We start from the raw sequence: 13,873 nt of genomic DNA, 5'->3' as shown, positions 1-13,873 counted from the left end.
CCTGTGCAGACGAGCAGAACATATCGATGTCGTTCAGCAACACGGGCGCTCTTTCGGATGTTGTAAACAGCCATGGGTCGGATGCCGTGCGCGCCACTGGATGCGGCGCAGGCCGGACTACCCGGGTGTGCCGCTCTCCTGACCGAGCTTGCCCTCGATGTCCTCGCGCAGCGACTTCTTGGAGATCTTTCCCACATTGGACAGGGGGAGCGCAGGCAGCACCTCCACCCGCTCCGGCAGTTTGTACTTGGCGAGCCCTTGGGACAGCAGGAAATCACCGAGTGACTGCACCGTGGGCGGCGTGGCCCCGGGTTCGAGTACGAGGTAGGCACATGCCTTCTCGCCGAGCACCTTGTCGGGCATGGCCACCAAGGCCGCGTTGGAAACATCCGGGTGGCGCATGATGAGTTCCTCTACCTCGTCTGCGTGGATCTTCTCGACACCCCGGTTGATCACATCCTTGATCCGGCCATCGATCGAGTAGTAGGTCGAGCCGTCAAAGGTGTGACGGCGGGCCAGGTCGCCGGTGCGGTAGAAGCCGTCGGCAGTGAAGGCGTGCACGTTGTGCTGCTCGGCACGGTAGTAGCCGCGGATCGTGTACGGTCCGCGCACACACAGTTCGCCGACCTCTCCGGGAGCTACTTCGGTGTCCTCGCCGGGGTTCAGGATCCGGATTTCGTCAGCAGGGGAAAGAGGCTCGCCCACGGTGTGATGTCGCACCTCTTCGCTGGCGTGTGCCGGTGTCATGAGGAACATGCCCTCTGCCATGCCGAACTTCTGACGCACCTCGATTCCGAGCTCGTCTCGCAGCCGTACTGTCACCTCCTCCGCCAGTTTCTGGCCGCCGATGATGAAGTCCTTCACCGAGGACAGATCGGCTGACTTGCTGCGCGGGTGCTCCAGCAGGCGGATTGCCAGGGCAGGGGGCACGAGAGGAATGACCTCGGGGTGGGTGGACTCGATCAGGTCGATCAGGGTAGTGATGTCGGCAGAAGGGGCCAGCACCAGTGTGGCACCGCTGAGCAGGGTGGGCTGGAGCCCCAGGGATACTCCCGCGTTGTGCATGATCGGCAGGGGATACAGGACCACGGTTCCGGGCTTCCAGCCAAGCTTGTCCGCCCAGGCTCGGGAGTTATAGGAGTACTCCTCGTGCAGTCGCGGGGCGATCTTCGGCAGGCCGGTAGTACCCCCGGAGAGCTGGAACACGACGATCTCGCGGGGATCACATGTGAGGTAAGGCAGCGTGTCGGCAGACGTCTCCGCTCCTGCGGCGAGCAGTGCCTCGTAGCTCACGCCGAGTCCGGCCGCGGAGCCACGGGCGACGACGACATCCTGGATGACACCGTCGGCTTTCAGGGTGCGCGCGTGGTCGGGTAGCTGACCGCGTCCGAAATCGGCCTGGAGAATCAGACCGCGGGCCCCGACGTGCTGGGCCAGGACACTGATCTCCCGGACGCCATGCTGGGGAAGTGTGCATACGGGCCGGATGCCTGCCAGGAGACATCCCAGGTAGGAGACAACGGTCTCGGCGACGTTGCCCATCTGGAACATCACGGCATCGCCGGGCCACAGGTTCGTCGACTCCAGAAGTCCTGCGGCGAACTGCTGGGCCGCGGTGAACAGGTCGTGGTAAGTCCACGTGCCGTCCGCAGTGATCAGCGCCGTGCGGTCCGCATGGGCGGCCGCTGCGGACAGCAGCTCCGCCGGCAGCGTGTGCCCGGTCCAATAGCCGGCCTCGCGGTACTGGTGTTCCACGCCCTTCGGATACCGGACCAGGCCGTGGTTGGCGTCGTCCCTGAGGTCCCTGCGCGCCGTTGTCTTTGCCATGTTTCGCAATCTAACGACAGTCGCCCGAAAGGTCCACCCCTTGTGTCGAATCTTTGACAGCCGTGTCACATCCAGGGTGTCGGAGGGGGGCACCCACGGCTCGCGCGGCCAAGAATTGACTTGATCGTCGATATTTCGACATTGAAGTTGACAGTGGGGTTGGGCGGGTCCATCGTGGGGGACGAGTCGCCCCACGCAGCCGGAGAACCCGACGCGTCGTGGGGCACAGGACCAGCGAGGAGACGTTCATGTCCAGCAACCTCTTCGCGCCTTCCGGCGCGTGGAACGGCAAGATCTACAGCAACGGCTGGGTAGATCCGGGGCTTGGCACGGAGCCGGTTATCGAAAAGGCCACGGGCGCCGTCGTGGGCCACACCGGGATCGCATCGGCAGCCGATGTTGCTGCGGCTGCTGCTGCCGCCCACGAGGCGCAGCGAGCCTGGGCACAGGTGCCCGCGCCGCAGCGGGGTGATGTGCTGCGGAGGTTCTCGGAACTTCTTCTGGAGCACGCGGACGAGATCGCTGATCAGCTGATACGGGAGACCGGTGCGAACAGGTTCAAGGGCGAGTGGGAGGCCCGGATGACCGCTCGCGAGATTCTTGAGGCTGCCGCGCTCGGAAGTCAGCCCCAGGGCATTCTCGCCGCCAGCGCCGAGGTGGGGCGGCAGAGCGTTGCCCGCCGGATTCCGGTCGGCGTCGTCGGCATCATCACGCCGTGGAACTCTCCTCTCCTGCTTGCCGCCCGTGCCGTCGGCCCGGCGCTGGTCATGGGTAACGCCGTACTTCTCAAGCCCGATGTCCAGTCGCCGACGTCCGGCGGTGTCGTCTTTGCTCAGTTGCTGGAGGAAGCCGGCCTGCCCGCAGGCCTCCTGCATGTGCTGCCCGGCGCCGTCGAAACGGGGCAGGCTCTTGTCAAGGACCCTGCTGTGGACATGATCAGCTTCACTGGGTCCACCCGTGCGGGGCGCGAGATCGGTTCCGTGGCGGGCGGCCTGCTCAAGCGCGTCTCGCTCGAACTGGGCGGCAACAACCCGTACATCGTCCTTGACGACGCCGACATCGATGCCGCCACCAGCGCGGGCGCCTGGGGGTCGTTCTTCCACCAGGGCCAGATCTGCCTCACTTCCGGCCGCCACCTGGTCCACGAGAGCGTCGCGGAGGCCTACACCGAAGCCCTCGTCAAGAAGGCCAAGGCGCTGGTGATGGGTGACCCGCTGGCTGACGGCGTCACCCTGGGCCCGGTCGTCAACGAGCGCCAGGCGGCGCGCGTGGAGCAGATCGTGAGCGACTCGATCGCTCAGGGAGCCCGTGCCCTCACCGGTGGTTCCCGTGACGGGCTCTTCTTCGAGCCCACTGTTCTCACGGACGTTGTCCCGGGTATGCCGGTCTTCGACGAGGAGATCTTCGGCCCGGTCGCGCCGATCACCACCTTCAGCACGGATGAGGAGGCGGTCGCTCTGGCCAATCAGACGAGCTTCGGCCTCGTCGCGGCGGTCGTCTCCGCCGACCAGTCCCGTGCCCAGCGGATCGCCGACAAGCTCCACGTCGGTGTGGTCCACATCAATGACCAGACCGTGCTCCACGAGGTGTATGGCCCGATCGGCGGCATCGGTGTCTCCGGCAACGGCTTCAACCACAGCACGATCACCAACGCGGACCAGTTCAGCGAGTGGCAGTGGGTCACGAGCCGCGCCGAGGTTCCCGAGTACCCCTTCTAACGGGTGCCGGGTTGCCGTTTCGACCGTCGGACCGCGAGGACACCGCGAGCGGCGGATCCCTCGGAGGCGGGCCTGCTGACAACTCGAAGGGCACGTCGCGTCCGGGGCTGCCCCGGAGTGCGGGAGACCCGAACGCGGCAACGACCGCGCACACCGGCTGCCGGCCGTTCCGCAGAACGCAGGTGAGACATCGTCGCCCACGGGAGTAGGAGGCAGCTCACCGCCACCTACGCCGCACACTTCACCCACGCGCCAGGGCCTTCGCGGCACGCGCACAGCGCACGCTGGACGGAACAGCTCCGGCCGGCGTGCGCACAGACTTTCCGCCGATGGGGTTGGGAAGCAGAGAAAGGGAAGCATCATGAGTACACAACGCAGGGTCGCCGTCGTCACCGGGGCGGCGCAGGGCTTCGGACGGGCGATCAGCGTCGGGCTTGCGGCTCGGGGGATCGACATTGTCGCTGTCGACCTGTCGGACTCCGAGGAGACGCTCAAAGAGGTTGAAGCCGCGGGTGTGCGCGGCGTCAGCCTGAAGGCCGACGTGTCGGCACCGGAGACCACGGAGCGCCTGGCTGCCCTGCTCGAAGCAGAGTTCGGGCGCTGCGACATCCTCGTCAACAACGCGGGAATCTATCCCAACGTTCCTTTCTCCGACGTCGACTACGCGTTGTGGCAGCGCGTGCACCGCATCAATCTCGACTCGCAGTTCCTCATGTCCAAGGCGGTTGTTCCGCTGATGGCGCGAGGTAAGTGGGGGCGCATCGTCAACATCACCTCCAACTCCGTCGCGTTGCCCGCTCCCGGACTCAGCCACTACATGGCCAGCAAGATGGGCGTGATCGGCTTCACCCGCGGGCTGGCCAATGATGTCGGTGACGACGGCATCACGGTCAACGCCGTCGGCCCCACCGCATCCCTGACGCCCGGCGGACAGGCCCACATCGACCCGGAGGTCATCGCGTCGCTCTCGACGACCCAGGCCATCAAGCGGCCCGGCGGAGCCCAGGACATCGTAGGAACCGTGCTCTTCCTCGCCAGTGAGGACAGCGCCTGGGTCACCGGCCAGACGATCATGGCCGACGGCGGACTCACCCGCCTCTGAGGCATCGAGTCTCCTTCCGTGCGGGGCTCCATCCGAAGACTTCTACAGGGCGCTTTGCCTTGGCGGACCGCCCCACCACCGGGAGATCGCATGTCCGCCGTGGAACCGGCGTTGGCCGAGCCACCCCAACCTCGACTCGTCAAACCCCTGTTCACATTCAAACCGGTATGGCTGCCCGGCCAAGCGGCGGTGGCCGCCGCAGCGGTCACCATCACGCTCGCCGGGGTATGGAGCGTGTACAACGCCGGCTCGGCTGTCATGTCGTTGGCCGGTGCCATCACCGTCCTGTTCGCACGCGGAGAGCCGTACGTGCACCGCGCGCGAACAGTGATCGGGTTCGCCCTGCTGATCATGATCATGTCCGCCGGGGCACTGTGGGTGGCCGACTCGCGATGGATGTTGCTCGCTCTGTTGACGGTGACGGCAGGGCTGGCTGCCGCGGCCACCGAGATCATGCGCACCCCTGTGCCCGGACCGGCGCTGCTGCTCGTGCCCACCACGATCGTGGTGGGCGTTCCACTGGCGCACCCGGGGCAACTGTGGCATCGCATCGTCATGATGGGGGTGGGCGCCGCGGTGGCCCTCGTGGTGACCCTCGCACCGTGGCTGTTGTCCCGGCAGGGACCGGAGCACCGGGCCGTGCTCGCGGCATATCGAGCCATCGCCGAAGCCATTCGGAGCGCCGGATCGACGCAGTTCGGTGCGGCACGCTCTACCGCCTGGGCCGCCGTGGAGCGCGCCCAGAACGCCCTGGCGATGGCACATCGGGTACCGGGTCGCAACACCGAGAAAGTCCGTCGGCTGTGCGCTCTCAGCGACCACACGCCCAGGCTGCTGCACGCTGTCGAACTGACGGCCCTCCAGGAAGGAACCTTGCTCCCGGCCCAGCTCCTCGAATGTGCCCGGGCCCTGCCGACCGCGGCCGGGCGCATCGCCGCCGGCAAAGCCGTGGCCGCCCACCCATCGAAACCGGCGTCGGTCGACCCGGTGGTGCAGACGCTCGCACGAGAGATGGCGGCGGTGCTGGGCAGCGCGGCCTTCAAGGCCGTCGGGGAGCTGAGGCGGACCGACCCTGCCCGCCTCGTGAAGTCCCCTCCCTTCCGTTCGCTGCGCCGACGGGAGTGGGCCCTGGTCGCCCGGGTCACCTCTTTGACGCTGATCACCGGCGCCATCACGATTCTGATCGGTTTGGACCGCTGGTACTGGGCTCCGGTATGTGCGGTGGCCACACTGTGGGGATCGCACACATGGATGACGTGGTATCGGGCTGTACAACGTGGGCTCGCCACGGTGGTCGGGGGATTCGTCGGGATGGCGTTCCTCCAGCCGCATCTGGCCTTTCCTGTGGTGATCGTCATAGTGGGTGCGCTCTTCTTCCTCGCCGAACTCTCCTTCCCCCGCAACTATGGCTTGGCCATGCTCTTCGTCACTCCGATGGTGCTCCTGATGATCCACAGCGCCAGCCCTGTACCCCTGGACGCCGCAGCCTTGTCCTGGGACCGCATCGCCACCACGCTCGTTGGTTGTGCCTGCGGTGTCCTGGGAGTTCTTCTGCTGCTGTCCTCACCCAACACCCGCCTTCTCACCGAGCGCATCGGGCAGTCCCTCGGGCTCCAGCGGACTCTTCTGGCGGAGACGCTGGATCACCCTGGCCGGCACACGCGGTTGTGCGCGCAGGTCCGCTCCGACCTCACGGAGTTGCACATGCTCGCCGTCGACGCACTGGGCGAAGCCCGCAGCAACCAGCAGGCGCGGGCTCTGTGGCCGGTCGCCCAGTCCGTGGGCCGGATGGGATACGTGCTACTCGCCCTCTCCGTGTTCACACCCGAGCGCTGGTCGCGGTCCGGCGACGTCGGCTGGGGCCATGAGGTCGAAGAGACAGCGGGTGCCATTGCGCGGGAGTTGTCGTCGCCGAGCCCGGAGCTGCTGCCGATTCTGGACCGGGAGCTGCAACTGCTTCGTTCAGTTGTCGCAGCTTCCGGACCAGCGGACCAGGGGCGCCAGAGCTAGGCTTCTTATGCAGACTGCAAGCGGGGATCGGTGCGCCACCATGGAATTGTTCTGCGAGAGTGCCCGGGCGACGACCCACAGTGGGCATTCGTCACGGACCGACGATCCGAAGTCAGCGAGGTCGGGCGGAAAATGCGGGAGAGGCGTCGGGATCACTGTTCTATCCGCGGTGACACACACGAGGGAACGGATCGGGTGCGGACCCACCAGTACCGGGACGGTGCTGTGGATTTCAGCCGTATGGCGTTCGCATCCGTATCTCCTCCTGGCCCATCTCCTTTTGCCCCCTCTCCTCCTGCCCAGGACACGCTGGTCATGGCAGGAGGGCGGCCCCACGGGCCGGGGGAGTGGCCGACCCGCGCGCGACAAACCGATTCGGCGATCAACCGTCCATCGGCCGGGTCCGCAGCGAATCGCCAACCCTGCTGCGCAGGAGAACCGCCGACGATAAAATGGATCATCCATTGCCTATTATGGCGAGCGCGCACAATGAACAACGGTGAAGGCATGTGTTCAGGAGACTCTTCCGCACACGAGGAGAGCGTGCGGCGTGTCGCGATCATGCTCCGTCGGGCCGTGGGCGAACTGAGTGCCAGCAGCGTATCCCTCTTCGTCGCAGACGAGGCCGGAATGATGCTGACACCGCTTCTTGTGGTCGGCGGCCCCCTTTCGCTCTTCACTACCCCGGATCACATCGACGTATCGGACGGCCGCTACGTCGCAGCCGCCGCCATGCGGGAAGGACGGCACCTGGTGCGTCGGTTCCCGGAGGCGGACTCCGACAACGTCACCATGCCTTTTCCGTATCTCGTGGCAGCACATCCGATAGTTCGGAATGAGCACACCATCGGAGTACTCGCCATCATCTTTACGCAGTCGCAGGCGTTGCTCGAATCGACATCCGATATTGCCGACCGTTGCGCAGAGATCGCTGACGCAGTAGCTCAAGAAAAGGATCTCTTCGGCACACTCGGTAATCGCTCCAATCCGCTGTTCCTGCTGACATCGAACGTAAGTCACCTTGCGGAGATTTCACCCGTCTCTGGGACCTCCTTTCTTTACCAGACGTCCAAGTTGGAATCCTCTCTTACGCAGGCAACGGGTCTCAAGGATGTCGTCTGTGCAGTTATGCAGCGTATGACTAAGCCGATCGGTGCGGAAAAGATGGCTCTGGTTTCCTTCGAAGGGGACCGGATTCGAGTGGTTGGCCAATCGGGATATCCGCACACCATGTCACAGCCATTCGTCCACGCAGATGAGGCAGCAGTACATTCCCTGCTGTCGGGGAGGACTCTTTTCTGTGAAAACGAGGAGACGGTAAAGGCTTCGCGACTCGGCGGATTTGCCGGTGGTCTTAAGGCATGTGCGGTGCTTCCGCTGGTGAGCGGCGGACACGCTGTCGGTGCCCTGTTGCTCGGATTCACGAAGTCGCGCTCGTTCCTGGCTGAGGAACGAGCCTGGTTGGTCACCATGGCAGGAATGGTGACAGCGGCGATGGAACGGGCGCGCCTCTTCGACGCCGCGTACGCCACGGCCAAGGAACTCCAGCAGGGCCTGCTTCCCCACCATCTTCCGCAACCGGCAGAGCTGGACATCACCGCTCGCTACTTCTCGGCCTCAGGCGACGGCACGGGCGGCGACTGGTACGACGTCTTTGCCCTTCCTGACGGCAGGGTGGGCCTGTTCACAGGTGATGCCGAGGGTCACAGCGTCGCCAGCGCCGCGCTCATGGGGCAGGTCCGCACGGCAGTACAGGCCTACGCGGCCGAAGGACACGGACCAGCCGAAGTGCTCACGCGGGCCAATGCGCTGCTGTTCCAGCTGGGCGCGGAGCTGCTCGTGGCCTGCTGCTGTGTCTGGGTCGACTGTCTTGAAGGGGCAGCCGAGATCGCTTGTGCCGGACACCCGGGTCCCTTGGTCTGCGCGCCACACCAAGAAGTCGTGACCATTGCCGAGGATCTCATCGGGCCGCCACTCGTCGTGGACGCCGACACGGTGTACAGCGCCACGACCATGAATCTCCCTTCGGGAACTGCATTGGCCCTGTTCACCGATGGATTGGTGCGCTCGCACTCAATGGACTTCGCCGCAGGCATGGCAGCGATTTCCGGCATGTTGGCGGCGTCACCGGATTACCTGGAGGATGTTGCCGACCGGCTTGCCGCGCCTGCAGCCGACGCACAGCGCCGGGAGGATGATGCCGCCCTGCTTCTGGCTGTCTACCGAGGGGCGCAACAGGCTCCTGGACGACGCGTTGCTCATCTGGCCGTCCAGCGCCACGATCTCAAGGCGGTCGCAGCGGTGCGCCGCTTTGTCTGCGACCGCCTGGCAACCTGGGACTGGACGTCGAAAAACGACGAGGCGGAACTCCTCATCACCGAACTCGTGACGAATGCTCTCATCCACGCCGACAGCGAGGTGGACATCTGGGTACGCGAGCAACGAGACCGCATCCGTGTTGACGTGTGTGACTGGGACCCGAGGCCGCCTCTGCCGGCTCCGATTACGTTCACCGAGGAGTGTGATTCCGAGGCTGAACACGGCCGCGGTCTACTGATCGTCGACGCAGTGGCATCGGCCTGGGGCAAGACGCCTCGAGGGCGTGGCAAGTCCGTGTGGTTCGAACTGCAGCACTGACCAGCACCGACCTGGGCGGAGGAGCTCATACGCTGCCACGAACCCGAGGCCGATACCCAGGGTGACGGCGGTGCGGGAGGAGCTACCGACCGTGGAGAGTTCCGTCTGCGGATTGGCGTCATTTCCCCAGCTCAGGACGAGTTCTTTCCGCGCGCAGCGACTGAAGTGACTCAAAGTCTTAACACGCTGCACGCTCCCTATAGGCGTATGGGGAGCGTACGGTCGCGGCGAACTCCTGTCAGTCGCTCATCCCGCGTGAGACGCCGAGTCGCGCGGGGCGCGTTGGCCGCATCGGCCGCATCATCGCCACGGCGCTCAGCTCCTGGGCATGTGCTGGGACTCTTCCCCTGCCCTGTTTGCCAGTCTGTGCCCATCGCTCAAGTCGCCGTCGGCGAACCGGCAGGGCTTTGGCTGCGAGTCGGTGATGGGTTTCCCCCCGGCCGATGCGGGTGTCATTCCTCCGGCACCGCGGCGATGGCCGCGGCGAGCCGCTCCAGATATCGACTGAGTTGCGTGCGCTCCGCGGGCGTGAACGTGGCAAAGACCCTGGTCTGTCGGTCGCGCAGCCTTGCCTGCACCTGAGTAAGGGCACAGGCGCCTCGTTCAGTCAGCGTGATCAGCACCTGGCGTTCGTCAACGGCAGAGCGGTGGCGCCTTACCGCCCCCTTGGCCTCGAGCTGTTGCAGCATGCGGGTGGCGGTGGGCACGCTGACCGACGCGGCTGCGGCCAACTGGCGGACAGGTAGCTCCTCTTCGTCGCCGAGAGGGGCCAGCAGGGCCAGGTGCGATTCCGACAGGAGCGAGTCGTTCCTGGAGGACGTAGACGCGCGCGAACGGCGCATGGCGTAGAAGAGGGCATCCGCTGCCTGTGTCAGCTTCTTGACTTCGGCCTGGGTGAGATCGCCGGGGTCCGTGCTGTTCATCGCTTGCCGCATGGTGCTAGCCTAACAAGGTAATCGTTAGCTTGCTAGGTATTAGCTAGCTAGGCATCGTGGAGGTAATGACATGTCGGACACCGCGCGTATCGACGTCCATCAGCACATCGTTCCGCCGGTCTGGGCCCGGGCGCTGGAGGCGCGGGGCCTCGATTCCGGCGGGTGGGCCATCCCGTCGTGGACGGCGGCCGACGCCGTTGACATGATGGATCGTCAGGGAATTGCCACCGGCCTGCTCTCCGTAACGGCTCCTGGCGTGCACTTCGGTGACGACGCCGAGGCCGGTCACCTGGCGCGGGCGGTGAACGAGTACGGTGCGGAAGCGGCACAGAAGCATCCCGGCCGAATCGGCATGTTCGCCAGCTTGCCCCTGCCCGACGTGGATGCCGCCCTTGAGGAGGCGGCGTATGCGCTGGACACTCTCGGGGCCGACGGTGTGACCCTCATGTCCAACGTGCGCGGCCATTACCTGGGCGACCCCAGTTTCCAGCCGCTGTGGGAGGAACTCGACCGCCGTAGTGCCGTCGTGTTCGTTCACCCGGCACAGCCCCCCATGCCGCTGCTGGCCGGGACTCCCGCACCGCTTGCCGACTACGTCTTCGATACGACTCGGACGGCGCTCAACCTGGTCATGACCGGCGCCATGCGCAAGTACTCGAAGGTGAAGGTCATCCTCTCCCATGGCGGAGGCTTTCTGCCTTACGCCGCCTACCGCTTCGCCGGTCTGACCTCGACGGTGGTCGACAAGAGTCGTGACGCCGACGACGTCCTTGCCGATCTGAAGCGGTTCTATTTCGACACCGCCCTGTCGGCCAGCCCGAGCGCGCTGCCTGCCTTGCTGGCCTTCGCCGAGCCCGGGCACGTCCTCTACGGCAGTGACTGGCCGTTTGCTCCGGAGGAAGCGGGGACCTACTACAACCGTTTTCTGGAGGCGGATCCCAGTCTGACGCCTGAGGCTGCGGCTGCCATCAACCGTGTGAGTGCCGAGGCATTGTTTCCCCGTCTGGCGCTCTGAACCGGACAGGGAGCGCGGACCTGGGCGGGGGAGTTCAGTGCTGGGTCTGCGGCGGGAGTGCGCGGTTCCTTCGGCCGGTGCGGACTGAGCCGACGATCGCCGGGCAGTGGCGGGGCGCTCCCGCCCGGCGATCGCAGGGGAGAGGTGGGGTGCTCTCACTAATGTAGCGCGCTTGCCATTATCCTGCGCGTGCAATTAATGTGTCCGCATCTAAGATGTCTTCGCGAGATTGAGTGGACCTTTCATGCCTCTTGCGCTTCTGGCCCTCGCGATCGGGGCCTTCGGAATCGGAACGACCGAGTTCGTGATCATGGGCTTGCTGCCCGATGTCGCGAACGACTTCGGGGTCTCCATTCCCACCGGCGGTCTGCTGGTGACCGGCTACGCACTCGGGGTCATGTTCGGCGCTCCTCTGATGACCGTGCTCGGTACCAAGGTCCCCCGCAAGCGGATGCTGATGCTGCTGATGGGGCTGTTCGTCCTCGGCAACACGCTCTCCGCCGTCGCCCCGGTCTTCTCGGTCATGCTGATCGGCCGGGTAGTCGCCTCCTTCGCGCACGGAGCGTTCTTCGGCATCGGCTCCGTCGTCGCCGCGGACTTGGTCGCCCCGGACAAGAAGGCCGGCGCCATCGCGATGATGTTCACCGGCCTGACCATCGCCAACGTCGTCGGTGTCCCGCTCGGCACCCTGGTCGGACACTCCGCGGGCTGGCGCGTCACCTTCGCCATCGTCGCCGCACTGGGCGTCGTCGGCCTGGCCGGTATCGCCAAGCTGGTCCCCAACCTGCCCAAGCCGGAGGGCGTGCACCTGCGCCACGAACTGGCCGCGTTCAAGAACGCCCAAGTCCTGCTTGCCATGGCGATGACCGTGCTGGGCTTCGGCGGTGTCTTCGCGGCCGTCACATACATCGCGCCGATGATGACTCATGTCGCCGGCTTCTCCGACGGCTCCGTCACCTGGCTGTTGGTCCTCTTCGGCCTCGGCATGGTCGGCGGTAACCTCATCGGCGGCAAGTTCGCCGACCGCGCCCTGATGCCCATGCTGTACGTCACCCTGGGCTCCCTCGCCGTCGTCCTCGCGCTCTTCACGATTACGGCCCACAACAAGGTGGCGGCCGCCGTCACCATCGTCCTGATCGGCGCCCTGGGCTTCGCCACCGTGCCGTCGCTGCAAAAGCGCGTGCTCGACCACGCGCACGGCGCCCCGACGCTCGCCTCGGCCGTGAACATCGGCGCCTTCAACCTCGGCAACGCACTGGCCGCCTGGCTCGGCGGAGTCGTCATCGCGCACGGCCTCGGCTACACCGCTCCCAACTGGGTCGGCGCCGTCCTTGCCGCGGGCGCCCTGGTGTTCGCCTTCCTTTCGGCCGCCCTGGAGCGTCGGGACACCGCCCGCGGCACGGTCGTCGCCGGAGCCGCGCCGACTGAGCAGCGAACCGCAGCAGCCACTCGGTCACACGGCTGAGGACGAGCCGACCGCCGGGGGACAGAAGCACAGACCCCACAGCCCGTACGAGACACGCTTGCAGTGGCCCCGTTGAGGCATCCCGCTCGCCCCGCCCCCGCACAATCAACCGTTCTGTAATTAGTGCCAAGGAGTAGTTTCATGACGTCCGTGCCGAATATCGAGCTGAACAACGGCATCGAGATGCCGCAGCTGGGCCTCGGTGTCTTCCAAGTCCCCGATGGCGAAGCGGTGTCGGCCGTCTCGACTGCCCTGGAGGCGGGATACCGGAGCATCGACACCGCAGCCATCTACGGCAACGAGCGCGGGGTCGGCCGGGCCATAGCTGGTTCCGGCATCCCCCGTGAAGAGGTTTTCGTCACCACCAAACTCTGGAACGCTCACCACGGCTATGACCGGACGCTGGCTGCCTTCGACGCATCGCTGGACAGGCTCGGGCTCGATCAGGTCGACCTCTACCTGATCCACTGGCCCACCCCGGCCCGCGACCTCTACCTGGACAGCTGGCGGGCCTTTGAGGAGATCCTCGCAGGCGGCCGGGCTCGAGCTGTCGGCGTGTCGAACTTCGAGGTGGAGCATCTCCAGCGTCTGCTGGACCACACGGGCGTCGTGCCGGCCGTCAACCAGATCGAACTGCATCCGATGCTTCAGCAGAAGGAACTGCGGGACTTCCACGCGCGTCACGGCATCGCGACCGAGGCATGGAGCCCCCTGGCCCAGGGCCACCTCCTCAAGGAGGCCACCCTCACCTCTCTTGCCCAGCAGTACGGAGTGACCACGGCGCAGATCATCCTCCGCTGGCACATTCAGGTCGGCAATGTCGTCATCCCCAAGTCCGTGACGCCCGAGCGGATCCGCAAGAACTTCGACGTCTTCCGCTTCGAGCTCTCCGACACCGACCTCAAGGCCATCGCGGCCCTCGACCGCGGCGGGCGGGTCGGCCCGCACCCCAACAATCTCCAGTAGCCGTCGATCGGGTGGTGGAGACGGACAGTCGTCCACCATGGTTCCTAATAGGACTCCGTTAGGTCTGTCTCGATCTTGGCTTTGGGTGTGTCCCGCTGGGCAGGGGTTGGTGGCAGGTGGTGCAGACGCCGGTCCAGCACCTCAGGACGTCCTGGAGGGCGTCGAGGATCTGGTAGAGAGTGAGGGCGGTCCGGGCGC

Annotated in this window: 9 protein-coding genes; 7 read left to right on the top strand and 2 right to left on the bottom strand. The window is 65.8% G+C overall.

Annotated features, from left to right (window positions below; genetic code table 11):
• Positions 1-117 precede the first annotated feature (117 nt).
• Positions 118-1,827, bottom strand: a complete 1,710-nt coding sequence (locus ACFWXC_RS44520) for a (2,3-dihydroxybenzoyl)adenylate synthase (protein WP_384488493.1) — start codon at positions 1,825-1,827, stop codon at positions 118-120.
• Between the two features lie 248 nt (positions 1,828-2,075).
• Here ACFWXC_RS44520 and ACFWXC_RS44515 point away from each other — a divergent pair, with 248 nt between their 5' ends.
• From ACFWXC_RS44515 to ACFWXC_RS44500, 4 genes are all read left to right on the top strand, one after another.
• The gene (locus ACFWXC_RS44515) at positions 2,076-3,545 is read left to right on the top strand and encodes a benzaldehyde dehydrogenase (RefSeq protein WP_384488492.1); all 1,470 of its coding nucleotides are present in this window, start codon (positions 2,076-2,078) and stop codon (positions 3,543-3,545) included.
• A gap of 361 nt (positions 3,546-3,906) precedes the next feature.
• Positions 3,907-4,647 (top strand): SDR family NAD(P)-dependent oxidoreductase, encoded by a 741-nt coding sequence (locus ACFWXC_RS44510; RefSeq protein ID WP_384488490.1) that lies wholly within the window; start codon positions 3,907-3,909, stop codon positions 4,645-4,647.
• 90 nt (positions 4,648-4,737) lie between these two features.
• Positions 4,738-6,657 (top strand): FUSC family protein, encoded by a 1,920-nt coding sequence (locus tag ACFWXC_RS44505; protein ID WP_384488488.1) that lies wholly within the window; start codon positions 4,738-4,740, stop codon positions 6,655-6,657.
• Between the two features lie 576 nt (positions 6,658-7,233).
• Positions 7,234-9,294 carry a SpoIIE family protein phosphatase gene (locus ACFWXC_RS44500; protein ID WP_384488486.1) on the top strand — a complete coding sequence of 687 codons (2,061 nt, stop codon included), beginning with the start codon at positions 7,234-7,236 and terminating at the stop codon, positions 9,292-9,294.
• A gap of 452 nt (positions 9,295-9,746) precedes the next feature.
• On the opposite strand, the gene ACFWXC_RS44495 is transcribed toward ACFWXC_RS44500, so the two are convergent.
• The gene (locus ACFWXC_RS44495; RefSeq protein ID WP_384488484.1) at positions 9,747-10,229 is read right to left on the bottom strand and encodes a MarR family winged helix-turn-helix transcriptional regulator; all 483 of its coding nucleotides are present in this window, start codon (positions 10,227-10,229) and stop codon (positions 9,747-9,749) included.
• Positions 10,230-10,299: 70 nt separating this feature from the next.
• Between ACFWXC_RS44495 and ACFWXC_RS44490 the strand changes: the two genes are divergently transcribed.
• From ACFWXC_RS44490 to ACFWXC_RS44480, 3 genes are all read left to right on the top strand, one after another.
• Positions 10,300-11,244: an amidohydrolase family protein gene (locus tag ACFWXC_RS44490; protein ID WP_384488482.1), complete on the top strand. Its 945-nt coding sequence runs from the start codon at positions 10,300-10,302 to the stop codon at positions 11,242-11,244.
• 244 nt (positions 11,245-11,488) lie between these two features.
• Positions 11,489-12,709 carry an MFS transporter gene (locus ACFWXC_RS44485; protein WP_384488480.1) on the top strand — a complete coding sequence of 407 codons (1,221 nt, stop codon included), beginning with the start codon at positions 11,489-11,491 and terminating at the stop codon, positions 12,707-12,709.
• A gap of 141 nt (positions 12,710-12,850) precedes the next feature.
• On the top strand, positions 12,851-13,675 hold the full coding sequence (locus tag ACFWXC_RS44480; RefSeq protein ID WP_384488478.1) for an aldo/keto reductase: 825 nt from the start codon (positions 12,851-12,853) through the stop codon (positions 13,673-13,675).
• Positions 13,676-13,873: the final 198 nt, after the last annotated feature.

The sequence above is a fragment of the Streptomyces sp. NPDC058683 genome (assembly GCF_042716195.1).
Classification (GTDB): Bacteria; Actinomycetota; Actinomycetes; order Streptomycetales; family Streptomycetaceae; genus Streptomyces.
Note: the sequence above shows the minus strand (reverse complement) of the source record. Positions and strands in the feature narration are given on the sequence as shown.